Annotated in this window: 24 protein-coding genes and 1 tRNA gene; 9 read left to right on the forward strand and 16 right to left on the reverse strand. The window is 68.7% G+C overall.

Annotated elements, in window-relative coordinates; genetic code table 11:
- Nucleotides 1-59 precede the first annotated feature (59 nt).
- The 4 genes from ABD340_RS45030 (at nt 60) to htpX (ending at nt 5,913) form a co-directional block, all read left to right on the forward strand.
- Nucleotides 60-2,012, forward strand: coding sequence for an NADH-quinone oxidoreductase subunit 5 family protein (locus ABD340_RS45030; RefSeq protein WP_344597973.1), 1,953 nt, complete (start codon nt 60-62; stop codon nt 2,010-2,012).
- Nucleotides 2,009-3,505, forward strand: a complete 1,497-nt coding sequence (locus ABD340_RS45035) for a complex I subunit 4 family protein (RefSeq protein ID WP_344597975.1) — start codon at nt 2,009-2,011, stop codon at nt 3,503-3,505. Before ABD340_RS45030 ends, ABD340_RS45035 begins: the two co-directional genes overlap by 4 nt.
- Nucleotides 3,506-3,508: 3 nt before the next feature.
- On the forward strand, nt 3,509-4,978 hold the full coding sequence (locus ABD340_RS45040; RefSeq protein ID WP_344597976.1) for an NADH-quinone oxidoreductase subunit N: 1,470 nt from the start codon (nt 3,509-3,511) through the stop codon (nt 4,976-4,978).
- A 62-nt stretch (nt 4,979-5,040) separates the two neighbouring features.
- Complete coding sequence (gene htpX / locus ABD340_RS45045) at nt 5,041-5,913, forward strand: zinc metalloprotease HtpX (protein WP_344597977.1); 873 nt, start codon at nt 5,041-5,043, stop codon at nt 5,911-5,913.
- Here htpX and map read toward each other — a convergent pair.
- Together map and ABD340_RS45055 are read right to left on the reverse strand one after the other, a co-directional pair.
- Nucleotides 5,891-6,658, reverse strand: a complete 768-nt coding sequence (gene map / locus ABD340_RS45050; RefSeq protein WP_344597978.1) for a type I methionyl aminopeptidase — start codon at nt 6,656-6,658, stop codon at nt 5,891-5,893. The genes htpX and map overlap by 23 nt on opposite strands.
- Before the next feature lie 113 nt (nt 6,659-6,771).
- The gene (locus tag ABD340_RS45055) at nt 6,772-7,260 is read right to left on the reverse strand and encodes a YajQ family cyclic di-GMP-binding protein (RefSeq protein WP_344597980.1); all 489 of its coding nucleotides are present in this window, start codon (nt 7,258-7,260) and stop codon (nt 6,772-6,774) included.
- Nucleotides 7,261-7,468: 208 nt separating this feature from the next.
- Here ABD340_RS45055 and ABD340_RS45060 point away from each other — a divergent pair.
- Nucleotides 7,469-7,550: transfer RNA gene (locus ABD340_RS45060), tRNA-Tyr, on the forward strand.
- Between the two features lie 251 nt (nt 7,551-7,801).
- Here the strand turns inward: ABD340_RS45060 and ABD340_RS45065 are convergent.
- From ABD340_RS45065 to ABD340_RS45105, 9 genes are all read right to left on the reverse strand, one after another.
- Entirely contained in the window at nt 7,802-9,193 is a 1,392-nt protein-coding gene (locus ABD340_RS45065) for a tyrosine-type recombinase/integrase (protein ID WP_344597981.1), read from the reverse strand.
- Nucleotides 9,190-9,384 (reverse strand): helix-turn-helix transcriptional regulator, encoded by a 195-nt coding sequence (locus ABD340_RS45070; RefSeq protein WP_344597982.1) that lies wholly within the window; start codon nt 9,382-9,384, stop codon nt 9,190-9,192. Before ABD340_RS45070 ends, ABD340_RS45065 begins: the two co-directional genes overlap by 4 nt.
- Complete coding sequence (locus tag ABD340_RS45075) at nt 9,381-11,069, reverse strand: replication initiator (RefSeq protein WP_344597983.1); 1,689 nt, start codon at nt 11,067-11,069, stop codon at nt 9,381-9,383. The genes ABD340_RS45070 and ABD340_RS45075 overlap by 4 nt, the downstream gene beginning before the upstream one ends.
- Nucleotides 11,066-12,532: an FtsK/SpoIIIE domain-containing protein gene (locus ABD340_RS45080; protein ID WP_344597985.1), complete on the reverse strand. Its 1,467-nt coding sequence runs from the start codon at nt 12,530-12,532 to the stop codon at nt 11,066-11,068. The genes ABD340_RS45075 and ABD340_RS45080 overlap by 4 nt, the downstream gene beginning before the upstream one ends.
- Before the next feature lie 83 nt (nt 12,533-12,615).
- Nucleotides 12,616-12,897 (reverse strand): hypothetical protein, encoded by a 282-nt coding sequence (locus ABD340_RS45085; protein WP_344597987.1) that lies wholly within the window; start codon nt 12,895-12,897, stop codon nt 12,616-12,618.
- Nucleotides 12,894-13,178 carry a hypothetical protein gene (locus ABD340_RS45090; protein ID WP_344597989.1) on the reverse strand — a complete coding sequence of 95 codons (285 nt, stop codon included), beginning with the start codon at nt 13,176-13,178 and terminating at the stop codon, nt 12,894-12,896. The genes ABD340_RS45085 and ABD340_RS45090 overlap by 4 nt, the downstream gene beginning before the upstream one ends.
- Nucleotides 13,178-13,606, reverse strand: a complete 429-nt coding sequence (locus ABD340_RS45095; RefSeq protein ID WP_344597991.1) for a plasmid replication, integration and excision activator — start codon at nt 13,604-13,606, stop codon at nt 13,178-13,180. Before ABD340_RS45095 ends, ABD340_RS45090 begins: the two co-directional genes overlap by 1 nt.
- Before the next feature lie 122 nt (nt 13,607-13,728).
- Nucleotides 13,729-14,418, reverse strand: coding sequence for a GntR family transcriptional regulator (locus ABD340_RS45100; RefSeq protein ID WP_344597992.1), 690 nt, complete (start codon nt 14,416-14,418; stop codon nt 13,729-13,731).
- A gap of 362 nt (nt 14,419-14,780) precedes the next feature.
- A complete protein-coding gene (locus ABD340_RS45105; RefSeq protein WP_344597994.1) occupies nt 14,781-15,158 on the reverse strand; it encodes a hypothetical protein in 378 nt (125 codons plus the stop codon).
- A gap of 355 nt (nt 15,159-15,513) precedes the next feature.
- Here ABD340_RS45105 and ABD340_RS45110 point away from each other — a divergent pair, with 355 nt between their 5' ends.
- Entirely contained in the window at nt 15,514-16,572 is a 1,059-nt protein-coding gene (locus ABD340_RS45110) for a helix-turn-helix domain-containing protein (RefSeq protein ID WP_344597995.1), read from the forward strand.
- Here the strand turns inward: ABD340_RS45110 and ABD340_RS45115 are convergent.
- On the reverse strand, nt 16,562-16,780 hold the full coding sequence (locus ABD340_RS45115; RefSeq protein ID WP_344597996.1) for a hypothetical protein: 219 nt from the start codon (nt 16,778-16,780) through the stop codon (nt 16,562-16,564). The two genes, ABD340_RS45110 and ABD340_RS45115, sit on opposite strands and share 11 nt — an antisense overlap.
- Nucleotides 16,781-17,437: 657 nt before the next feature.
- A complete protein-coding gene (locus tag ABD340_RS45120; RefSeq protein ID WP_344597998.1) occupies nt 17,438-17,779 on the reverse strand; it encodes a DUF4282 domain-containing protein in 342 nt (113 codons plus the stop codon).
- 446 nt (nt 17,780-18,225) lie between these two features.
- Here ABD340_RS45120 and ABD340_RS48265 point away from each other — a divergent pair, with 446 nt between their 5' ends.
- Complete coding sequence (locus ABD340_RS48265) at nt 18,226-18,576, forward strand: DUF4282 domain-containing protein (protein WP_425547542.1); 351 nt, start codon at nt 18,226-18,228, stop codon at nt 18,574-18,576.
- 681 nt (nt 18,577-19,257) lie between these two features.
- Here the strand turns inward: ABD340_RS48265 and ABD340_RS45125 are convergent.
- Nucleotides 19,258-20,427 carry a type III PLP-dependent enzyme gene (locus ABD340_RS45125; protein WP_344598000.1) on the reverse strand — a complete coding sequence of 390 codons (1,170 nt, stop codon included), beginning with the start codon at nt 20,425-20,427 and terminating at the stop codon, nt 19,258-19,260.
- A gap of 37 nt (nt 20,428-20,464) precedes the next feature.
- A complete protein-coding gene (locus ABD340_RS45130; protein ID WP_344598002.1) occupies nt 20,465-21,226 on the reverse strand; it encodes a GntR family transcriptional regulator in 762 nt (253 codons plus the stop codon).
- Between the two features lie 239 nt (nt 21,227-21,465).
- Here ABD340_RS45130 and ABD340_RS45135 point away from each other — a divergent pair, with 239 nt between their 5' ends.
- Nucleotides 21,466-21,672: a hypothetical protein gene (locus tag ABD340_RS45135; RefSeq protein WP_344598004.1), complete on the forward strand. Its 207-nt coding sequence runs from the start codon at nt 21,466-21,468 to the stop codon at nt 21,670-21,672.
- Nucleotides 21,673-22,274: 602 nt separating this feature from the next.
- Here the strand turns inward: ABD340_RS45135 and ABD340_RS45140 are convergent.
- Complete coding sequence (locus tag ABD340_RS45140; protein ID WP_344598005.1) at nt 22,275-22,661, reverse strand: GntR family transcriptional regulator; 387 nt, start codon at nt 22,659-22,661, stop codon at nt 22,275-22,277.
- A gap of 126 nt (nt 22,662-22,787) precedes the next feature.
- Here ABD340_RS45140 and ABD340_RS45145 point away from each other — a divergent pair, with 126 nt between their 5' ends.
- Entirely contained in the window at nt 22,788-23,129 is a 342-nt protein-coding gene (locus ABD340_RS45145; RefSeq protein ID WP_344598007.1) for an SCO3933 family regulatory protein, read from the forward strand.

Below are 23,129 nucleotides of genomic sequence, written 5' to 3' on the forward strand. Positions count from 1 at the left end.
GGGGAGCCGCCCGCCGAACCGCCCGCCGAACAGGCAGCCCGGACCGAGGGAGGCGTCCGGTGATCGCGCTCGCCGCACTGGTGATCCTGCTGCCGTTCGCGGCGGCGTTCGCCGGGCTGCTGCTCGGCCCCCGGCTCTCCCGCCTGCTGCGCGCCCGCGGCCCCGCGCCCGTGCCCCCGGAGACGAAGACAGAGACGGAGACCGAGGCGGACCGGCGTTCGCCGCTGCGCGACGGCCCGGCGCTCATCGCCTGCCTGCCGATAGCCGTCGCGACCGTCCTCGCCGCGATCGTCGCGGTCGCCGTCTGGCGGGAGCCCGGCGCCCGCACCGGCACGCTGACGCTGGTCCCGACCGGCACCGTCCAGATCGAGGTCGGCCTGCTGGTGGACGGCCTCGCCGCGGTCGTCGGCCTCATGGTCTGCTGCGTCGCGCTCGCCGTGCAGCTCTACTCGGTCGCGTACATGGAGAAGGACCCGCGCTACTCCTCCTACGCGGCGTTCGTGTCGCTGTTCACCGCCGCGATGCTGCTGGTGGTGTACGCGGGCGACCTGATCCTGCTGTACGCCGGCTGGGAGGTCATGGGCATCTGCTCGTACTTCCTGATCGGGCACCACTGGGAGGACCGGGCCAACTCGCGGGCCGCGGTCAAGGCGTTCCTGGTCACCCGGCTCGGCGATGTCGGGTTCCTGCTGGGGATCATCGTGCTGGGCCTGGGCGCCGGGACGTTCACGGTCGACGGCGTGCTCGCCCGCCTCCCGGCGCTGCCGGACGGCACCGTCACGGCCGCGGCGCTGCTGCTGCTCGCCGGGGTGGCGGGCAAGAGCGCGCAGTTCCCGCTGCACACCTGGCTGCCGGACGCGATGGCGGGCCCGACGCCGATCAGCGCGCTGATCCACGCGGCCACCATGGTCGCCGCCGGGATCTACGTCGTGGCCCGGCTGTACGGGGTGTTCCTGGCCGTCCCGGCGGCGCTGGCCGTGCTGGGCCTGCTCGCGGTGGTCTCGATGGCCGGCTCGGCGCTGGCCGCGCTGGCGCAGGACGATCTCAAACGGGTGCTGGCCTACTCCACGATCAGCCAGCTCGCGGTGATGGCGGCCGGGCTCGCCACCGGGACCGAGACCGGGGCGATCTTCCATCTGCTCACGCACGGGGCGTTCAAGGCGCTGCTGTTCCTGGCCGCCGGGTGCGTGATCCTGGTCGCCGGGTCGAACCTGCTGCGCGACTACGGCGGCCTGCGGCACGGTATGCCGATCACGTTCTGGTCGACGACGATCGGGCTGGCGGCGCTGGTGGGCGTCCCGCCGGTCAGCGGCTGGTTCAGCAAGGACTCCATCATCGAGGCGGCCCAGCACACCGCCCTGCACGGCGGCGAGCTCGCGACCGGCGGTGCCGCCCGGACGACGCTCCCGCACATCCCGGCCGCCGCGGCCTGGACCATCTACCTGGGGCTGCTGGTGACGGTGGCGCTGACCGCCGCCTACGCGATGCGCGCCTGGCTGATGACCTTCTTCGGCGAGCCGCGCTGCGGGTACGAGATCAGGGAGGCGCCCAAGCTCATGTCGTGGACGGTCGCGGCGCTCGCCGTACCGGCCGCGATCCTCGGGTTCTTCGGGCTCGGGGCGCCCGAGCTGCGTCCGCACGCGGGGTCGGCGCTGCTGGCGCTGCTGCTCGCGGCGGTGGGCGGCGGGGCGGCGTTCCTCGTCTGGAACAAGGACCCGGCCCTTGATCCCGTGCGGGTGCTCGGCACGTCCGTGCGCACGCTCTTCGCCAGGGCCTTCTACGTGGACGAGGCGTACGCGTTCGCGATCGTCCGTCCCGTGCGGGCGCTGGCCTGGCGGGTCGTCGCGTTCGACAGCCGGGGGCTGGACGCCCTCGTCGTCGGCACCGCCAGAGTCGCACGCCGGCTGGCAGGCCCGCTGCGCAGGCCGCAGAACGGCAATCCGCAGGCCTACCTCACCGGCCTCCTCGCCGGAGTCGTCGTCATCGCGGCCGGAGTGGTGATCTTCCTATGATCCTCGTGCTGATGACGGCGATCCCGCTGGCCGGGGCGCTGCTGCTCCTGCTTCCGGCAGACCGCTTCCTGCCGGGCGACGCCGCCGTCCGCCGGTACGGCCTGGGCGTGTCGGGCGCCGCGCTGCTGGTCGCGGTCTCCGCGGCCGCCGCGTTCGACTTCGGCGCCACCTCCCGCATGCAGCTGGAGGTCGACGGCGCCTGGGCGCCCGCGATCGGGCTGCGGTTCCACCTGGGCGTCGACGGGATTTCGCTGCCGCTGGTCGTGCTGACCGCGCTGCTGACCTTCCTCTGCTTCGTCCACCTGGCCAAGCACCCGCCGGCCGGGGGCGCCGCGCGGCTGCTGGTCGGGCTGCTGCTGGTCCTGGAGGTCGGCCTGCTCGGCACCTTCGTCGCCCTCGACATGGTGCTGTTCTTCGTGTTCTTCGAGGTCGTGCTGATCCCGATGTACGTGGTGATCGCGCGCTGGGGAGGGCCGGCCCGCCGCGCCGCCGCGAACAAGTTCATCCTCTACACGCTGCTCGGCTCCGGCCTGCTGCTGGCCGGGATGCTGCTGGTCGCGGTGAACGCGGGCACCCTCGACATGACCGGGCTGGCCGCGCGGCACGGCTCGGGCGTCACCCGCGGCGTCCAGATCACCGCGTTCCTGCTGATGGGGCTGGGCTTCGCGGTCAAGGCGCCGATGTGGCCGCTGCACACCTGGCTGCCGGACGCGCACACCGAGGCGCCGACGGTCGGTTCGGTGCTGCTGGCCGGGGTGCTGCTGAAGATGGGCACCTACGGCCTGGTCCGGGTCGCGCTGCCCGCCGCCCCCGACGGCGCCGAGTTCTGGGCGCCCTGGCTGGGGTTCCTCGCGGTCGCCGGGATCGTGTACGGCGCGCTGGCCTGCCTGGCCCAGCGCGACCTCAAACGGATGATCGCGTTCTCGTCGGTCGGGCACATGGGCTTCGTGCTGCTGGGCATCGCCACGCTCACCCCGGTCGGGATCAACGCGGCCCTCTTCGGCAACATCGCGCACGGCCTCATCACCGGCCTGCTGTTCTTCCTGGCCGGCGCCGTCAAGGACCGGTACGGGACCGGCGACCTGGACGCGCTCGGCGGCGGCATGCTCGCGGCCGCGCCCCGCCTCGCCGCGTTCCTCACCTTCGCGTGCGTCGCCAGCATGGGCCTGCCCGGGTTGGCCGGGTTCTGGGGCGAGCTGCTGGCGCTGATGGGCTCGTACCAGCCGCACGCCGGGCTGCCGCGCGAGACGTTCGTGACGTTCATGGCGGTGGCCGCGCTGGGCGCCGTGCTGACCGCCGCCTACTTCCTCCGCCTGCTCGCCAAGATCACCCATGGCCGTCCGGGCGCCGCCGGACCGGTCGCGGCGATCTCGCCGTACGAGTACGCGGCCTGGACGCCGCTGATCGCGCTCACCCTGCTGGTCGGCCTCTGGCCCAAGACACTGCTGGACGTGACGACCGCGCCGGTCCGCGCGCTCCTGGGAGGCGGCTGAGCGATGATCCAGGGCATCGACTACGCGGCGATCGCACCGCCGCTGATCCTGGCCGTGGGCGCTGTCGCGCTGCTGCTCGCCGACGCCTTCGACGTCCCGCGCCGCCTGCTCGGCCCGATCTGCGGCGGCGCCCTCGCGGCGGCGCTGGCGGCCGTCGTGGCGCTGGCCGCCGGCGACCGCCGCGCCACGTTCTGCCTGCCCGGCGATCTGCGCGCCGGCGGCCCGCCGTCCTGCTCCTACGTCGCCGACGACTTCACCCTGCTGTTCCAGGGCATCGTGCTGGCCGCGGCCTTGATCGTCGTGCTGCTGTCGCTGCGCGAGATCGGCGCGTCCAAGATGCCCGCGGGCGAGTACCACTTCCTGCTGCTCGCCGCGATCATCGGCGCGCTCACCCTGGTCGCCGCCCGCGACCTGGTACTGCTCGTGGTGGCCTTGGAAACGCTCTCGCTGCCGGTGTTCGCACTGGTCGCGCTGCGCCGCTACGACGGCGCCGCCTCCGAGGCCGCGCTCAAGCTGTTCCTGGTCTCGGTCGTCTCCGCCGCGGTCATGCTGTTCGGGATCAGCCTCGTGTACGGCGCGACCGGCGCCATGCACCTGGACCGGATCGCGCCCGCCCTGGAACGGCTGCCCGCCGACCTCGAACCGGTCGCCGCCGTCGGCGTCGTGCTCGTCCTGGCCGGGTTCGGGTTCAAGGTCGCGGCGGTCCCGTTCCACTTCTGGGCACCGGACGTCTACCAGGGCGCGCCGCTGCCCGTCGCCGCGTTCCTCTCAGTGGTGTCCAAGGCCGCCGGGTTCGCCGGGCTGGCGATCGTCCTGGCCCTCGGCTTCCCCGCCTACGGCCACGTCTGGGGGCCGCTGGTCGCCGTGCTCGCGGCCCTCACCATGACCCTGGGCAACCTCATGGCGCTGCGGCAGCGCACCGCGATCCGGCTGCTGGCCTGGTCGTCCATCGCCCAGTCCGGCTACATGATCGCCCCGCTGGCGGTCGGCGCCCGCCGGCTCCCCGAGGCGGTCGCCGCCACCACCGCCTACGTCGCCCTGTACGCGGCGATGAACCTCGGCGCGTTCGCCGTCGTCATCGCCTTCCACGCGGGACGGCGGCGCTGGCAGACCCTGGACGACTTCCGCGGCCTGGCCCGCACCAGCCCGGCCGCCGCCGCGGCCCTCGCCTTCTTCCTGATCTGCCTGGCCGGACTGCCGCCGGGCGTGATGGGGCTGTTCGCGAAGGTCGTCGTCTTCCGCGCCACCGTCGCCGGCGGGGTCACCTGGCTCGCCGTCGTCATGGCGATCAACACCGTGATCGGGCTCTACTACTACCTGGCCTGGGCCGCCCGGCTCTTCGCCCCCGGCCCCGCCGAGGCGGCCGACGCCGGCCCGGCCGTGAGGGCCGCGATCGCCGCCACCGCGGCCGGCGCGATCGTGCTCAGCGCGGCCCCGCAGCTCGTCCTGCAGACCGTCTCGGCGGTCACCTGACCAGCGGGAACGATTCGGGCACGTCGACCCGTTCAACCGGTAGTCACACGAACGGGGGGCACGTGCGGTTCAACGGCGTCAGGACGGCGGCACTGATCGCCGCGCTGTCGGCACTGCTGCTCGCCGCGGGATGGGCGGCCGGCGGCGGTGGCGGGCTGGCGCTCGCGCTGATCCTGGCGATCGGCGGCAACGGCGTCGCCTACTTCTTCAGCGACCGCATCGCCCTCCGCTCCATGCGCGCCCACCCGGTCGGCGAAGTCGAGGCGCCCATGCTGTACCGGCTCGTCCGCGAACTGGCCACCTCGGCGCGCCAGCCCATGCCCCGGCTGTACGTCTCGGAGACGATGCAGCCCAACGCCTTCGCCACCGGCCGCAACCCGCGCAACGCCGCGGTCTGCTGCACTCGCGGCATCCTGCGGATCCTGGACGAGCGCGAGCTGCGCGCCGTCCTCGGCCACGAGCTGTCGCACGTCTACAACCGCGACATCCTGGTCTCCTCCGTCGCCGCCGCGATCGCCACGCTGATCACCTACCTGTCGCACCTGGCGCTGCTGCTGTCGCTGGGCCGCGACGACGACGAGGACGGCCCCGGGCTGCTCGGCGCGCTGATGATGCTGGTGCTCGGCCCCGTCGCCGCCGCGGTCGTCCAGATGGCGATCAGCCGCACCCGCGAGTACCAGGCCGACGCGTCCGGCGCCCGCCTCACCGGCGACCCGCTGGCGCTGGCCTCCGCCCTGCGCAAGATCGACGCCGGCACCAGAACGCGACCGCTGCCGCAGGACCCCGAACTGGCCACCACCAGCTCCCTGATGATCTCCAACCCGTTCCGCGGCGCCGGGATCGGGCGGCTGTTCTCCACCCACCCGCCCGTCGAGGAGCGGATCGCCCGCCTGGAACGAATGGCGGGCCGCCCTAAGGAAGGGTCAGGATCCTAGGCCCGTCCGCCGTGACCGCGATCGTGTGCTCGAAATGGGCGGCGCGGCTGCCGTCCGCCGTGGCGATCGACCAGCCGTCCCGGAGCATCACCGCCTGGTCGCCCCCGCCCTCGTGCAGCATCGGCTCGATCGCGATCGTCAGCCCCTCCCGCAGCACCATCCCCTCCCCGGGAAGCCCCACATTGGGGACCTCCGGGTCCTCGTGCATCGCGGTGCCGATGCCGTGCCCGGTGCAGCCCTCCAAAATCCCGTAGCCGGCCTCCCGCGCCGTGCGCTCGACCGCGTACCCGAGATCACCCATCCGCGCGCCCGGCCGCGCCGCCTCGATGGCCCGCTCCAGTGCCCGCCGCGTGACGTCCATCAGCCGCTGCCCGGCCTGATCAGGCGTACCCACCGCGAACGTGACGGCCGCGTCCCCGTGATAGCCGCCCACCTCCGCCCCGCAGTCGACCGACACCAGATCACCCTCGTGCAACACGCGCCCGTCGGGGATCCCGTGCACGATCACCTCGTTGACCGAGACGCACACCGTCGCCGGATACGGAGTCGGCGACCAGTCGGGGTGGTAGTGCAGGAACGACGGGCGGGCGTTCATCTCCTTGATCGTGCGGGCCGCCACGGCGTCCAACTCGGCCAGGGTGACCCCGGGCTCGGCCGCACGCCGCACCGCCTCCAGCGTCCGGGCCACGACCCGGCCCGCCTCGCGCATGATCTCCCACTCGCGGGGGCTTCGATACGACACCATGCGAAGATTCTCTGCCCGAAGAGCAACGAACCACCAGCCCGTTTACCCCGTCATACACACTGAGCGCGCCGGACTTCCTCAGCGGGGGAGGGGGACCGGCGCGCTCGCCACACTCACCGGTAGTTCGTGAACTGAAGCGCCACGTCGAGGTCCTTGCCCTTCAGCAACGCGATGACGTCCTGCAGGTCGTCCTTCTTCTTGGAGCTGACCCGCAGCTCCTCCCCCTGGATCTGGGCCTTGATCCCCTTGGGCCCCTCCTCCCGGATGATCTTGCCGATCTTCTTGGCGTTCTCCTGGGAGATGCCCTCCCGCAACGCCACGACGATCTTGTAGACCTTGCCGGACACCTTGGCGTCCCCCGGCTCGATCGCCTTCAGCGAGATCCCCCGCTTGACGAGCTTGTCCTTGAGCACGTCCAGCACCGCCAGCGCCCGCTCCTCGGTGTTGGCCTGGACCTCGATGACCTCACCGGACCACTTGATCCCAGCGTCCACGTTCCGGAAGTCGAACCGGTTCGCGACCTCCTTGGCCGCCTGGTTCAGCGCGTTGTCGACCTCCTGCCGATCAAGCTTGGAGACGATGTCAAAAGAAGAATCTGCCACTGGGACACCAGCCCTTCTCCGGAGTAGGCCCGGGGACGCGAACCCGCACAGGCCAGACCACGGCACGCCCGGCCCGCGCACACCCCCGCCGCCGGCGCACCTTTCGCGTATCGCCTCAGCGTAGCGCCCCGCCCCGCACGGCTCCCGATGTCACGACCACTCCCACCGTCCGCTATTCTTTCCAGTGCCGTCGCAGAGCGACACCACTGGCGGGTTGCCCGAGTGGCCAATGGGAGCGGACTGTAAATCCGTCGGCTTAGCCTTCCCAGGTTCGAATCCTGGACCCGCCACACCAGCTGAAACAGCCCCTGACCAGGGATGATGGTCAGGGGCTGTGCTGTTGCCGCGACCTCGTGCCCCGCAGCCGGATGCAGCCAGATGCAGCCGCATGTCACTGGTCCCGGAATATACGCGGAATGCAATCCGGAGCGTTTCAGCAGGTCGACCCCCGAACGGGGAAGGGACCCCGGCGTGAACCGGGGTCCCTGCAAGGTAGTCGAGTCGGCCGCCGCTTCGGCACGTGTTCGGCACAGCCCGCCCGCTACTCGTCGAGTGCATCGTCAATCCGCCGGTTCGCCCTGTCTTGCTGGCCCTCTATGCACTTGGCGTAGATCTGCAACAGGACCTTGACGCTGTGCCCCGCCCGCTCTGCCACCTCGGTTGCCGGAACACCGGAGTTGAGCCACAGCGAGACCCCCGCATGCCGGAGGTCATACGGCCGCCGAGCCAGGGGAGAGGCGACCTGGGCAGGTGTGAGCGCCAGAGCCCGAGTCGCGGCCCACACGTCGCCGTAGGCGGTCGATCCGACGATGCCGCCCCGTTCGGTCTGGAAGATCCGCCCATCCGGAGCCGTCCCGTACGCGGCGATGTGCTCCCGGAGGATCTTGACCAGCGCGGGAGGGATCGGGACTGTACGGATCTCGTCCACCGGCCGGAGCTTGAGCCCGCGTTGTTCATGGGTTGTGCCGCTGTCGGTCCACCGTGATCCGGTCTCCGGGAGAGTCTTGGTCAGGACCAGCCGACCCCAGCCGGACGAGGGTAGGTGACAGTCGTCCTGGCACAGCGCCACGGCCTCAGCCGGACGAAGGGCCGCGTAGTACAGACAGGCGTAGAGGGCGCGCAGCCGTCGGCCCCGCCCACGCTTGCCGATGTAGGTAACCGCCGTCAGGCACTCCCGCATCTGCCGAGGACCGATCACGACGCGCCAATCGACCTCTTCCGCCAGCTTGGGCGGAGTCCACTTCACCCTGTCGATCGGGTTGCGCTCGAACTCCCCCAGCTCGACCGCGTACTCGAAAGCGTTGTGAAGGACGGCTCGCTTCCGCGCCACCGTCGAGGCCGCCGCCGGAGAGCCGTTCAGGAGGCGTGTAAGCGCGTTCAGCGCCGCCCGCACGTTCCGAGGCTCCGGCACCTCGGCCATGGTGAGAGAGACCTTTTCAAGCCACGTCAGCGCCTCCATGATCTCGGGAGGCCGACGGCGCTCACGATCGCCGGGCGACAGGTAGTACCCCCGCAGCGCCGTTCGGAGGATCGAGGGATCGGGTGCTTTCGGAGCGTCCTCCCGCACGAGGACAGGGCTCACAGTCGCGATCGTCTCCGTGAGGCCGTCCCGGCTGTTCGGAGCAGCATCCGGCCACTTCATGTCGATGTAGTCCAGGCTGAACGCTAGCCACGTCTGAACGGGCTTTTCCTTGGCGAGCATTGACAGGGGAAGGCCCGAGTCGATGTCGAAGGCTTCGCCCTTCTTGGCAGCCTGCCGGAGGTCTGAGAGGAAGTTGTTCGCTTGCGTTGACCGCTTGAAGGTCTGGGACCTTTCCCGCCCGCCGACCGTCCACCGGGCCGTGTACGAGATGACCTTGGACGGCTTGCCCGGCTTCGGAGCCGATTTGTTCGGCCGCAGCTCCCAGAACGTGACCTTGTAGGAGGTGTTCACGCCGCCTCCCGCAGGGTGCCGAGCCAGCGCATCAGGTCACTCCGCCAGATGCGAAGCTCCTTGTTGGGAAGTCTGAGAGCCTCAGGACCCTTCCCGACCTCGCGCCAGCGGTAGAACGTGCGTTCCGAGACGCCGCCGAGTTCGTCGAGGACTTGAGCGACGGTGAGAAGCTCATCACGCCGCGTGCTCACGCTGCCTCCCGTGCTGCCGAAAGTTCTGGGGTGGTCTGTGTGGTGGCTTGGTCGAGTTGTGCGCGTCGCGTGACGCGTTCGTTGATCATGTGCATCAGCCGTTGCTCGACTGGCTTGACGTCCGGATCACCAGGCCCCGCCCGTTCCCAGACATGCACCGCGGCTGGGTCGGCCGGATTCAGGACGGGAATTCCGGCTTCGGCGAGTCGGGCGAGGACCCAGGTTTTGCGGTCGGCTTTGTGGTCGGCGAGGGTCTTGCCGGACCACTTGCGGGAGACCAGGACGCGGCGTCCGCCGTAGCCGAGGTGTTCGCGTCGGTGTGCCTTGCCTTTGCAGAAGCCGGGGGTGAGCCCTTGCCGGGGGTTCTTGGGCTGGACGCCGTAGCGCAGCCAGTTCGCGCACGTCGGTGAGCACGGCTCGTAGCGGAGCGTTTCGGCCATCCGGTCAACGTGCTCACGCTGCGCGTCGGTTTCGGCTTCATGGCATTCGGCGACGCCCTTGACGAGGTACTTGGTCAGGTAGCCGATGAGCTTGCGGGATTCGGGCGAGTCTGCCATGACGCCTTGTGCGTCGATTTGGCGGCCGAACCGCATCACGTGCAGAGGTTCGGCGTCGTCGTCCTGACCGAGGGCGTCTAGGGACTCGTCCCAGGTGGGAAGGACCACGCCGGTATCGGGGTCGAGGTAGCCGCCGTTCTCGCCCGCCGCGTCGTCCCAGACCGGGAGTCGATCCCCCGGGTAGACGACGCGGTCGGTCGGAGGCCACCACACTTGGTGGTAGGTCGCGGCGACGACCTGACGCAGTTCAGCGCGTGAGATCGTCCCGCGGATGGCCATGTGCAGGTGTGGGGCGAGACGGCGCTGTGGTTCGACGGTGGCGAAGTACTGCACGTCGTAGCCGACGAACCGGCGGAGGTTCTGGACGAACCGGTCGACCAGCTTGGAGAAGTGCAGGGCATCACGGGCCGCCCGCTGGTAGTCGTAGCCGTCCGGGTCGACCGGCACCCCGTCCCGAACCCGTCCGTAGGAGTCCAGCGTCAGCGTGAGGAAGATCGACGGTCGGAAGGTGTTGCCGTCCTTGCCGCGGAACACCTTCCCGACCGTGCGGGAGTCCACCGGCCGCCGGGGGAGATCGGGTGCGTCCTGGCGCCGCCGGGTGGAGCGAGTCCGCCGGCCTTTGGTCTCTTCACCGGTCTTGAGGGCACCGCGGACTCCCGAGCGTTCGATCTCGACATCGAGTTCGCGCAGGAGCCCGTCCCAGAACTCGACCCCTTCCCCGTGTGCGGAACCGGTCTCGGACGCGTTGTCGCGTTCGGTCTGTGCCCGAGCCCGAAGCTCCATCAACGAGCGCTGTTGTTCATCGGGGTCGGCACGTTCGATGACCGGTTCTTCGGCCAGGTGCCAGCCCTGATTGCACTGCACAGCGCGCAGCTTGCGCTTGCGTTCGGCGCACGACGGGCAGACCGAGGCCAAGGTGTGATTGCACGGGACGTAGACGACTTCGGAGGCGCCCGTGTGCAGGTCCACCCGCCGCATCGGAACGGGCCGGATGCACACCCCGTGTTCGACCGCCACGGCTTCCAGCACCCCACGCGCCAGCGGCGGCAACCTCTTGACCACCGCGCCCGTGGTTTCCTCGGCCGCAGGCGAGTCCGAGCCGTGGCCGTCCAGGGTGAGCTGTGTCATGCGGCGGCCCCGGTACCCGACTCGGGGAGCCCGAGCGCGACCATGGCGCGGATGTCGTCATCGGAGACGAACGCCGCGCGGACGCGGACCGGATCGGGGACGGTTTCCAGCCGGACGAAGCCCACGCCCGCGCCGATCTCGGGGATGGGTGAGATCTGGTCGGCCAGGGCGCCACGGTCGCGAGCACCTTGCCCGAGCACCATGTCAACCTGGTCGTCCTCGTCCAGGCGCAGCGCGATCCGGGTGGGGAACAGGTTGCGCAGGTTGTTGACCTCCTTGCGCGCGTCCTGCTGGGCCCCGATCACGCAGTAACCGACCGACCGCCCTTGCGAGGTGAGCACTCCAATCGCCTGCTCAGCCCGCTTGCGCAGGTCCCGTTCTGGGCAGTACGCCGTCAGGAACGCCAGTTCATCGACGATCACGACCCGGAACGGGTGTTCGTGCGTCGGTGTGAACGAGCGCGTCACTCCGGCGAACTGTTCGGCCCGCGCGTTCATGTCCTCGGCCGCCGTCTCCAGCAGCTCGACCATGCCGCCCTTCGGGTCATCGCTGTAGCGGCCGTAGCGCTCGAACAGGGAACGCCCGAAGCTGAGTTCCATCCGCTTGGGATCGACCGCCCAGACCTCCACCAGCCCGGCCAGCATCAGCGGCAGCAGCGCCCGCACCGTCGACCAGATCACCGACCCCTTACCGGCCCCCGTCGCCCCAGCGACCAGGACATGTGTCCCGGACAGCCGCAGCCGCCAGGGCGCCCCGTCCTCCTGGCGCCCGACCACCACCCCGGACAAGTCGACATCAGCCGGATCGGGGACCGGCAGGGCAGGGATGGGGACGGCGAGAGCGTCTCGGCGGACGAACTCCAACCAGATCCGGCCGGGACGGTCGCCTTCCCGGACGCGGACGAGCTGAGCACCGAAGCCGTGCGCGAGGTTGGCCGCCACCTTCTCCCAGGCATCCGGAGCCTGCCCCTTGAGCATGCGCACCAGCACGCGATCCGACGTAGGCCCGCACCGGACCCGGACGAGGGTGGGCAGGTATTCGCGGCCCTTGTGGGTCTTGGTCAGCCCGGCCGTGACCAAGACCGGTTGCCAGTCCCGCCGGTACACCCTCACCAGCCGCCACCGGGCCCGCGCCGGACGGACCGCGTACCGGACGAAGGACGGACGGTCCGCAACCGCCCACGTCCCCAGGACCACGCCGACCAGGGCCAGGACGAGCACGGGCGTCACCCACCCGAACCGGTAACCGAGCCAGCCCAGACCGGCCGCCGCCGAGACCGGGACGATGTTGCGGACCAGGAACACCACCGTCCGCACCAGGACGCGGACGACGTTGACGAGCAGCACCAGCCCCTCGGGCATGTGCCAGACCGGAGGCGCCCACTTGGGCGCGGCGAACGGGTCTTTCTGGGCCTCTACGGCGACGTTTTCGCCGGGACCGAGCTTGCGGAACTCCCAGGACATAGCCTGGACACCTCTTCTCTTCGTGGTTGGAGGGCAGAGAAGCGGGGCGGCCGGAGGTACCAGCTCCAGCCGCCCCACCCAAATCAAGCCGCCGACTCCGCGGCACTCTCGGCGCGTTCGCTGCTCTGGGCGTGCAGCCGCTCGACCTCGGCCACGAAGCGGGAGACGACCTCCAACAGTCGGCGGGCGTTGCGCACGTCGCCGACCTCCACCCCGCCGCGGACACGGTTGGTCAGCCGGAACGTCACGCCCGAGGTGTCGATCACCAGAATCGGCCCCGACTCCGGATCGTTGGGGTAGGTGTGGCAGAGGAAGTGCGCGCCCTCACCGAGGACGATCTGCATGTCGCCGTAGGAGTCCTTCACGCCGCCCTCCCCTTGCCCGAGCCCCGACCCGATCGGCCAGAAGGACGCCGCCCGGAGCGGTAAAGCCGCTCGACCTCCACCGCGTACGCCGCCGCTTGTTCGGCCAGGCCACGCGCGAACTCCACATCCGCCGCCCCCAGCCGCTCGGGAAGCGTCAGCGTGACCAGCACCCGCCCCGCCGAGACGGTGAACAGCGGAGTACGCGCCCGGAACGAACGGAACTCGCTGCTCGCGGTCGCGTCGACGGGCAGCGACAGCGCCGAGGTACGCCCGCCCGCCATCAGGCAGCGTCCTTAGCCGACGCGGGACGACCCGCACCCTTGCCGCCGCCCGCAGCCCGCACCGTCCGAGCACGGAACGAGTACGCCACCCGCGTCCGCATCTCGCCGTTGGGCATGCGTCCGGTCTCCTCGATCCACGGCGTGACGGTCATCCCGTCGAACTCCACCGGGCGGAACGGCCCGAACGCCGGTTCCGGCACCACCGGGCACACCTGCGCATCGATCTTGATCTTGATCGCGGACGCCTTGTGATTCGCGTCCGGGTCCGCGTCGTACACGTCGACGACCCACACCGGCAGACCGGTCTCCTTGTCGAGCTCCTGCCGCTTGGTGTCGAAGTTGGTCAGCGGTTCCGCTGGTCCCGTCGCGTAGACGCCGTGCGGGAACACGTCCCCGAAGCTCACCGGGATCCGACCCTGAATCGCCATCCTTGCACTCCCATCGAGAGGTCTTCCTGACGACAACTCGGTTTGTCGAGTTGCTGTATTGAAGGCTACGCGAGGAAGATCGAAACGCAAGAGGCGCAGACGACTTATCGAGGTGACCTATGTCACAGGAGGTAGCTGTCTTCGAGTTCGTGAAGCGACCCCGGAAGGACGACCTCAACCGCGAGGACTGTCCGTCCCGTGGAGTCGATCACCGAGCCGAGCACCGCAAGGACCGGTTCATTCTCGACCAGGTCGAGTGCCTTGCGCTCTTCGTCGGTGGGACGCCGAGCCCGGAGCCGTTCGTCAACGCGGGTCAGTCGATCCGTGGTTCGGGCTGTGAGCAGCTGGCGGACCGGGACGGTAAGCGGGCCCTCTTGGTCGAGACCAGATGCCCGCGCCACATCGAGCGGAGCCCAGAGCGAGACCAGTTCGCTAGAGATGGAGTCGTACAGCCCCACATACCGCCGCAGGTGGACCGGCGCCGACTCGGCCAGGCCCAGCAGTACCGCGATCGGGTTCGCTACGGGGCGACGGCCGATCTCCAGGACGCGGACAGACGTCTCGTCTTCCTGGCGGTCCAGGACAGCCAGGCCCGGACGACTGTGCTGAGCGGGACCGGAGGACGCTGGGGCCTTAACGAAGGTGCCCCGCCCATGCTCGCGCTGGAGTTCGCCAAGAAGCTGCATCTCATTCAGCGCGCGGACGACAGTCGGACGTGACGCCCCGAACTCCTTGCCGAGCATTGCCTCAGAAGGAATCGGCTCACCAACGGGATAGGCCCCGTCCTTGATCCGGCGACGAAGTGTCTCCATGATCCGGACATACTTCGGGGCGTACGCACTGTGATCCGACATGAGGGCCTGCCAACAGCTCGACAACACGAGTAGCACAAGGAAACCAGACCGGCCCCGTGCTGTCACGCCCTCACTAGTTCCTGAGCTGGCACTTCTTCAGCGCGGCCATGGCCACGCTAGAGCTTGGGACAATGCTTCCCGAAGCTCATCAGGACTGATCGCCTCTAGGAGACGAGGGCCTTCCCCCAGCCGTACGAACGCCCACCAAGATCCGGTTCGCTCTCCGTACCAGATGACGCTTTGGGGGAAGTCCCGCTTGAGCGCGCTCTTCGCCCGCCGTATGTCCTCAGCGTGCCAGGACCCATCCCAAAGGGCTGCCATCACACAACCTCGTGCGATGCCTCAGCGAAGGGAACCGCTAGGACTTTGACGATGAGGCCAGCCGCCATCTCGACATCTTCGAGGGGGCAGAGCGGTTCGAGTTCCGGAGGAGCGTCGCGGGTCGGACCCGACCACACCCAGAACCACCACAGGCGACCATCAGCCCGGCGTCCGCATCGCACTTCTTGCTGAAGACCATGACTCATCAACTGCCCGCGCTTGTCGTCCGGGTCAGGCGCACCGGCCGGATTCCACACGCGGACGGCGCCATACCCCAACACCACGACCGCAAGGCCCGAAGCCTTCAGCCGGGTCGTCAGCGCACGGGCCGCCGGGTACCAGGCCCCGTCAGGAACGGGAGCTTCCACTACGTCCACGCCCCACCTCCAGTGAAAGCGGGACCGGCGACGGGGCCGCCACCCCTTAGCTCCTTGCTATGTCGCCGGTCCCGCAGCTTGTTACGCCACCTCGGCCCGCTTGTTCCCGCGGCACGTGGCGCAGGGTTCCCGACGTCGTTCCGGTCCACGTCCGGAGCTGTGCTGCGCGAGCAACAGGTCAGCCCTGGACGACACCCAGGACCAACCGCGCCCCATGCACGCAACGCACTCGTTCCGGTCGTTCGCCTTCACGCGCTACCTCCGACCCCATCGGCGATTAGGTGAGGACCATCGTGCGGAAGCAAGTGACCGAATCCGATATGCAGCTCGTATATGAGCGTCGTATCGTCGGAGCGTGAGCGATCCGCAACCCTGGGCAGACCCACAACTACGCGCGGCATGGGCAAGGGGCGATTGGGCTGTGATCTTCCGTCGCTACCGAGCCGTAACCGGTCTGACGCAGCGCCAGCTAGAGCCCCTGGTGGGGATGGCGCAACCGTACATATCGAACATCGAGAAGGGGCGTCACCAGGTGACGTCCGCCGAGGTAGTAGAGCGGATCACTCGCGGTCTAGAGGTGCCAGAAGAGTTGAGCGGCGTAGCACGACACCAGGACGATCCATCCATCTGGCAACCGGCCGTTGAGCTGAGAGAGCGCATCGCCCACTCTCAGAGCCGTGGTCGCGTTGACATGAGCCTCGCGAACTGGATTGCCAACGTGTTGGGCACCTACCGCCGAGCGGAGGACAACGCCGGGGGTGTTGATCTCTGGCCAGTCGTCCGCAGCCAGTTGGACGCCGTGACGGAGCGCCTCCCCGATTCGTCAGGGAAGGTCGCTGATGGGTTGCTCACCTTGGCCGCAGAGCACGCGCACTGGTTGTCATGGGTAGCTGCCCAGGAGGGCAAGCGCGGCCCGGCTTTGGCATGGTTGGACCTTGCTCAGGGGTGGGCAATCGACGCCGGAGCCGAAGACCTTGGCTCATGGGTCAACCGCGTGCGTTCCCACTACGCCCTAGATCGAGGTGACCCCGTCCGCGCGTTGCGCACTGCCGAGCTGGCCCGCCGAAGCGCGAATGGGCTCTCACCGGCAGCCGCTTCCGTTGCGGCGCACCAAGAAGGCATGGCAGCGGCGGCAGTCGGAGAGCGTGACCGGGCACGCCGTCTCTCCGACGAGGCACTAGACCTTGCGCTACAGGCTCCAGATGCCGAGGACCGGCCGGGTTGGCTGTACTGGCTTGATCCGGTACGTGCCCAGCTTCAGCGCGCCGACAGGGCATATGCGGTACGTGACTTCAGCGACGCCGCAGCCGGATACGCCCAGAACCTTGACCAGCTTCGCGAGTACCCACGCGATCACGCGTACTACTCGGCCCGCTACCGGGACGCACGTAGCCGAGCCAGTTCTAACGGGTGACCTCTTCAGCGTCCGTGAGTATCGCGCCTTCTCCCGCGTGCTCACGGACCGCAGAGCGCATCATCTCTAGAATGCGCTGTTCATCCTCGCCCGTACGTTCCAAGTTGGCAGTGTCCAACTCAACTTCGTGCGTGTACTCCGTTGCCCGCTCTAGGCCGAACATGCCGCTCCCGTCGTTGATCACGTACGTGAGCTTCCACTTCTCCATACCGCTCCCTGCGCTGCCGTCCTGCGCATCGAAGCCTATCGACCGGTGCAGACGTCCCCGCTCGTGACGCCGAGCAGCCAGCGAGCATTGCCGAATTGCGCTGTTTGAGATCAAGGGGCGGCGCCGCTCGCCGCGCTGCCCCGGCCGCCCGGCTCCGCCGGTCGGCGCGTGCGGCGTGGGCGCCGGTCACCGACCGGCGGCCCGGACGGCCGCGCGTCGCGCGCCCCGCCCAGTTCCCCGGCTGACTCCGGCCACGGGGTACGCGCCGCCGCCCGAACGTCATCACTCATGGGCCGCAGGCCGCCGGCCAACGAGCAAGCTCGCCCCTACGGGGTGCCTTCGGCATTGGCAGGCAGCCCGCTCGCACTGCCGAAAGATCGGCCTTAACGAACCTCGGTTGAGCATGTCGCCGCTTGATCTGGAATGGCACGGGGCTCCCCCCGACCCCGATCTGTCGAGGATGGCGACGGCCAGAACCCGTCAAGGGCGCTACGCGTCACTTCGTGATGGCTACGCCACCCTTGACGGAACCTGTCCGTCGCTAAGTACAGGTCTCGTCGGGGCCGGGGGGAGGAAGGTGGGGGAAGAACAGCGGCTACGCCGCACGCTCAAGCACGTCACGGGGAGCGCACACCACGCGTCCGCAGGTTGAAGCGTTCAACGACGAGGCGGGATGTGGTCCGCGGATGGTGTACGACCCATGGTCACGTGGAAGCTGGCAAGGACTCGCTCACATGCGATACGGACGACGAGGAGCACCACCAGGCCCAGGCCGACGACGACCGGAGCAGCCAACCAGACGGCCGCCCCCATCCACGAGGCGAACGACCACACCCACAGCAGCGCGAACAGCACGCCGAAGGCGACTACGACGAGCGCAGCCAAGTAGACCCAGCGGACGAGGATCGGCGTCACCTGGCGCTCGAACTTCAGATCTAGCAGGGCAGCCACGAGCGACGAGCGTTCACGAGAGCGGTTGTGTTGGTCGGGAGGCACCATGCACCCAAGATCACCGGATGGAAGCGGACAAGGTCAAGGCGCAAGTCGAGCCGCATACCAAGATCCGGAATATACGCGGAACGCTCCGGAGCTGTGGGAGGCAGCCAAACAGACTCGGTGCAGGTCAGGAGGATACTGCCGCCAAGATCCATGGCGGGCTGTAAATCCGTCGGCTTAGCCTACCCAGGTTCGAATCCTGGACCCGCCACCACCAGCAAAAGGGCCTTCCTATCAGGCGAAACACCCTGGGGAAGGCCCTTTTCTTTCTTACCGTGAGTCCCCCTGAATACCCCTGATTGACCGCCCTTACGGGCACGTTTGGGGCACGCGTGGGGCACGCGTGGGGCACGCGTGGGGCACGCGTGGGGCACGCGTGGGGCACGCGCGGGGCATGGTCTGGGCGCGGTTGACCGGTGCTTATTCCATGCGGTGATCTTGGCTGCATGATGCCTCCCGACGACCGTGCCCGTTCGGCGCGCCCTGCCTCGTTGCTCGCTGCCCTGTCCGACTTGAAGTTCGAGCGGCAGGTAACCCCGATCCTCGTCCGGTGGGTCTACGTTGGCGCGCTGGGCGTGGTCGGCTTGGGGATCCTCTTCGGACTGCTGTTGGTGTGGTCTCTGGCGTCGTGGATGGGCTGGGGGATGTGGCTTGCGGCTCCGATCGTGGTCGGGGCGGGGCTGATTGCGGTTCTGGTCGTCCGGATCGGCTGTGAGTGGGTTCTTGCCCGCTTCCGGCGGTCGTGGCCTGTGACTCCTTCTCAGGGGCACACCGCTCCGCCTCCGCAGGTTCATCGGTAGGGCCTCTTCGACGGCATGAGGGCCGCGGCTTCCTCTCCGCGCTGACAGGGTCGGGGCCTGCCGTGGCCGGAGGCCACCCCGTAGGGGCGACCGAAGGGAGTGGCCGGCGCCGTGGGCAGATTCCAGCCCAAGAGTCATCCCACATAGAAGCCGCTGCCCGGCACCTGGGCGTCCTCGCTCACCACGGACCGGAGTGCTTATCCGCGCGAACGGCGCGAGTGTGTGACAGACCGTTTCGCGCGGATGAGTGCTCCGGCTCGCGGGGGGCTGGGGGCTGCGAAGCCCTCGCTTCGGGCACGTCCAATCGTCCAATGCTGGGGCCGTCACGGTCGAGACCCGTCTGATCTGCTGAGACAGGGCTCAAGCTCGTCGCCCTGGTGGTGCTTCTCGATCGTCCTTTAGGGGTCCCTGCTGCTGTCGGAGCGGTCGGGCGACACGGTGCGGCGGGACCGGACGGAACAGGCCGCACGCCCGGCGTGCCGGGGCGGGCGGCCGCTCGGCGACCCGCGAAGCGGGGCGCCTTTAAAGACGTATAGAAAGTCCTCATCCGGGCTCGTCTGGGTGTCTCGCCCTGGTCGTTGTAAAAGGTCAGGGCCTCCGGGTCCGCTCGTGGCGGTCCTGAAGGCCCTGTGGGGATGTGGTCGGCTGGGCGGTGAAGTGCTTCCCGGCCGCGTGCTGCTGTTAGCTCTCCTCGTCGTTGAGGTAGTGGTGTCCGGGCTTGGGGTGCATCAGGAAGTCGTGGTGGGAGATGTTCCAGCCGTACGCGCCGGACATGGCGAACGTCACGATGTCACCTTCGGCGAGGTGCTGGGTGGGGACCTGGCGGGCGAAGACGTCCTTGGGGGTGCACAGTTGCCCGACCAGGGTGACGGGCTCGTCGGTGACGCTCGGGCCGGTGCCGTTCTGGGGGATGACGGTGAACGGGTGGTCGTGCTGCTTGGTGACCGGTGTGCGGAGATGCATGGTCCCGCCGCGTAGGACGGCGTACCACTGGCCGTGGGCCTTCTTGACGTCCAGAACTTCGGTGACGTACCAACCTGCGTACACGCTGACGGCCCTGCCCGGCTCGATCCTCAGCGTCTCGCCCGGGAGTCCCAGAGTGGCGACTTGGCGGGCGTAGGACTGCCAGTCGAACCGGTGGTTCGGGTCGGCGTAGTCGACGGCCATGCCACCACCGAGGTTGAACTCGGGGTTGGTCACCTCGGCCTTGTCCAGCCAGGGGCGGGCCCAGTCGAGGATCTCGCGGGACTGGGTGACCATGGCGTCGGCGTCCAGCCCTGAGGCGAGGTGTGCGTGGATACCGCGTAGCCGGAGCTGCGGGGAGTCGGCGAGGATCGCTCGGCATTCCTCGATGGTGTCGGGGTCCATGCCGAACGGGCCGGACATCGCCAGGGCCACCCCGGTACGGTCTCCGGCGAGGTTCACCCGAAGCATGATGTCGACCTGGCGGTCATACGAGCGCGCAAGGGTGGCCAGTCGCGTCAGCTCGTGGGGCGACTCGACGTGGATACGTTCGACGTTCAGGTCGAGGGCGAGCTTCAGTTCGTCCAGGGTCTTGCCGGGGCCACCGAACGCGATGCGGGCCTCGGGCAGGGTGCGGCGGACGTGTTCCAGTTCGCCACCTGAAGCGACTTCGATGCCGTCCACGTGCGGGGCGAGAGTGCGCAGGATCGGGGCGTCCGGGTTGGCCTTGGCCGCGTAGAAGATCTCCGGCGCTCCGGGGACGGTGAGCGCCTGGCGGATGGCGGCGGCGTGCTCGTCCAGCGCGCCCAGATCGTAGACGAACGCCGGTAGTCCCTTGTCGGCGGCGGCCAGATCGGCGGCGTACTCACGGGCCCGGTTCGTGATCATGCTTGGGATCCTCCTTGGTGGGTCGGACGGGCGGGAGTCAGTCGAGCCGAAAGTTGCTCTCGATGATCAGGTAGTGCGCTGGCGTGACCGTGATGGTCACCTCCACAACCGCGTCGTCGGCGGTGTGTCCGACGTGCACGATTTCGAACACGGTGCGCTCGGGGCTGATCTCCAGGGCGAGTGCCTCGGCCTCGTCGGGCAAGCGGTCGGTGATCCGCTCAGTCGCTCGCGTCTGCCGGTGGCCCAGCTCGGCAAGGGCGGACTTGACACCTCCGACGATGACCGGTCCGGCCTCCTCAAGGATCGTGCCCTGGGCGATCGATAGCGGGAACCATGAGGCGTTGAGCACGATCGGGATACCGCTCGCCAGCAGTCGGCGGCGGCGAACAAGGCAGTTCACCTCACCGTGCGGGAGGTTCATCAAGTCGGCGACTTCCGCAGGTGGCTCGGCGTGCTCAACGGTGATCTCATGCTTGGGCTCCAAGCCAAGCGCCTTGATCTCGGCGTCGAACGCGCCCTTGGCACCACCCTCCTCGCGGGTGCTGCGGTTGAACCGAGCGGGGGAGTGGACCCGGGGCGGCAACCACGTGACCTTCGTCCCGCGTCCCTGCTGCGGCCGAACCTTCCCCTCGGCCGCCAAGACCTGAATCGCACGGTTGACCAGACTGGGCGATGCTGCGTACCGCTCGGCCAGCACAGGAACCGCAGGCAGCACGGATCCCGGAGGGTACCGGCCGTCCAGAATCTCGCGGCGGATCTCCTTAGCGATCTCGCGAAAGCCGAGCTTGGTCGGCGACATGTGACGCGCTCCTTCCTTTGTTAGGGCAACCTAACCGCACCCTAAGGTCAACTTCGATCAAACACCAAACCATTGGTATCTCTTGACGCCCAACGTGTGGCAGGTCCAGGCTAGCTCATACACCAATCCTTTGGTCTTTGGGTCGGGAGGCGCCTGATGGCGAGACGTTGGGTTCTGCACAACAGGGCGGCTTGTGCGCCCTGCGGGGTTTCTTGGGTCGCTTCGAGAGGCGGCGGCGCATGAGTGACGCAGAGATCGACCTGTCCCTACTGGTCAAAGCCATGGAGGGGGCTTTGGAGTCGGAGTTTCCCGGGTGGCTGATCACTCGGGAGAGCTCCGGCCGGTGGACGGCGACCCGGCCGGACTGGGGCCAGCTCTACGCCAAGAACTCGATTGGCCTGCGGGCCAAGCTCTCGGGGGTCGTGACCCAGGAGGGGAATCGATGACCGGTCGTCGGCGTACGTCCGGTGTGGAAGGGGTCGTGTCGTTCGGCCCGCGTGGCACGAGGGCAAGGAGGACGGTCACCCTGACCGACGAAGAACGTCAGGCCGTGCTTACGGAACTGGCGGAGATCACGGCCGAACTTGACGAGCTTCTCTCGCGCGCTGAGGAGATCGGGCGGCGGGTCGCTGGCGCTGAGACTCCCGCGCGGTCGACTTGGCACGGTGCGGCGTGACGGGTCCGCCTGAGGCGATGGCGCGCGGGCCGGACGAGATCGCAGCAATCACGAAGGATCTGCGGCGCCGGTTCCCTGGGGTGTTTCTCTGGTACGGCGTACACACGTCGCACTGGTGGGCGGCCGTGTTCTGGGGCCGGTCTGGGCGCCTGGTGGAGGCGACTACGCCGGAAGGACTGGCGTGGGAGCTAGGCAAGATCTTCAGGTGTTCGCCTGACCGGTAGGCGCTCTGCCTCGGCCGATAGTGCCCCGCGCGTAGATGCTCGGGGCCTCGCAAGCGGCGGGGCCGGTGATGTGGACGAGGGGCAAGCCTGACCCCTACCCTCGTCGTTCCGTCATCGGCCCCGTCTTCCATGTCTGGACTGTGCTGAGTCACAGGTTTCTCGTCCGCTCGTCCAGTTCGTCCAGCTTGGCGGCCTGGCGTCGGAGTAGCTCCCTCATCTCCTGGAGTTGGCCCCATAGAAGCGTGAACTCCTGGCTCGGCTCCTGCTCCTGGGGCGCCTCTTCGGCTTCGTCGTGCTCGGGCTTGGTTATGACGACGCTGGGGCTTCCCTGCCTGCTCATGATGAGGCCGTCATCCCGGAGAACGGCAAGGGCGCGCTCTACGGTGGCCTTGGCGGCGCCGAAGCGGTCGCAGAGGGCCGCGATGCTCGGGACGGTCTCACCGACCGGATACCGACCTGACGCGATGTCTGCGCGCAGCTCGTCCGCGATGCGGACGTAGATCTTACGCCGGTCGGCCGGAGTGGATTTTCCCATGTCAGCAGCATAGCTCCCTGACTTAGGTTCCTGTGTTCCTAGGTAAGTTTCGGCCAATCGCTTGACCTTCCTACTTTCCTGGGTAACCTATGTGTCTAGGAACGAACGACGGTCAGGAGACTGCACATGCGGAACATCCCGGTGGACACCTCGGCACTCACGTTCGTGTGCGTGTCTGCGCCACGTCCGAAGCTGGTGAATCAGGAGACGGGAGAGATCAAGGTTGACCGCAACGGCGAAGCGGTCTTTCAGGTCGGGCTGTCGGCGGCGGACCAGACGGGCCGCGTCGACTTGGTGAACGTCGCCATCACGGGAGACCCGGGGGTGACGCTCGGCCAGGTGGTAACCCCGGTCGGGCTGGTCGGGTTCTTCTGGGAACAGACCCTCAACGGGCAGCACCGATCCGGCGTCGCGTTCCGCGCGGAACAGATCGTCCCCGTTGGCGCTTCTGGTGCGGCGGCTGCCTGA

Source organism: Actinomadura vinacea (genome assembly GCF_039532545.1).
Taxonomy (GTDB): Bacteria; Actinomycetota; Actinomycetes; order Streptosporangiales; family Streptosporangiaceae; genus Spirillospora; species Spirillospora vinacea.

Coding starts and splice junctions, on each gene's coding strand:
- ABD340_RS45100 (WP_344597992.1), bottom strand. CDS start 14,418: ATGGAGACACTTCGTCGCCGGATCAAGGACGGGGCCTATCCCGTTGGT.
- ABD340_RS45040 (WP_344597976.1), top strand. CDS start 3,509: ATGATCCAGGGCATCGACTACGCGGCGATCGCACCGCCGCTGATCCTG.
- ABD340_RS45120 (WP_344597998.1), bottom strand. CDS start 17,779: ATGGTGCCTCCCGACCAACACAACCGCTCTCGTGAACGCTCGTCGCTC.
- ABD340_RS45130 (WP_344598002.1), bottom strand. CDS start 21,226: ATGTCGCCGACCAAGCTCGGCTTTCGCGAGATCGCTAAGGAGATCCGC.
- ABD340_RS45095 (WP_344597991.1), bottom strand. CDS start 13,606: ATGGCGATTCAGGGTCGGATCCCGGTGAGCTTCGGGGACGTGTTCCCG.
- map (WP_344597978.1), bottom strand. CDS start 6,658: ATGGTGTCGTATCGAAGCCCCCGCGAGTGGGAGATCATGCGCGAGGCG.
- ABD340_RS45125 (WP_344598000.1), bottom strand. CDS start 20,427: ATGATCACGAACCGGGCCCGTGAGTACGCCGCCGATCTGGCCGCCGCC.
- ABD340_RS45080 (WP_344597985.1), bottom strand. CDS start 12,532: ATGTCCTGGGAGTTCCGCAAGCTCGGTCCCGGCGAAAACGTCGCCGTA.
- ABD340_RS45145 (WP_344598007.1), top strand. CDS start 22,788: ATGCGGAACATCCCGGTGGACACCTCGGCACTCACGTTCGTGTGCGTG.
- ABD340_RS45075 (WP_344597983.1), bottom strand. CDS start 11,069: ATGACACAGCTCACCCTGGACGGCCACGGCTCGGACTCGCCTGCGGCC.
- ABD340_RS45135 (WP_344598004.1), top strand. CDS start 21,466: ATGAGTGACGCAGAGATCGACCTGTCCCTACTGGTCAAAGCCATGGAG.
- ABD340_RS45090 (WP_344597989.1), bottom strand. CDS start 13,178: ATGGCGGGCGGGCGTACCTCGGCGCTGTCGCTGCCCGTCGACGCGACC.
- ABD340_RS48265 (WP_425547542.1), top strand. CDS start 18,226: ATGCCTCCCGACGACCGTGCCCGTTCGGCGCGCCCTGCCTCGTTGCTC.
- ABD340_RS45115 (WP_344597996.1), bottom strand. CDS start 16,780: ATGGAGAAGTGGAAGCTCACGTACGTGATCAACGACGGGAGCGGCATG.
- ABD340_RS45035 (WP_344597975.1), top strand. CDS start 2,009: ATGATCCTCGTGCTGATGACGGCGATCCCGCTGGCCGGGGCGCTGCTG.
- ABD340_RS45140 (WP_344598005.1), bottom strand. CDS start 22,661: ATGGGAAAATCCACTCCGGCCGACCGGCGTAAGATCTACGTCCGCATC.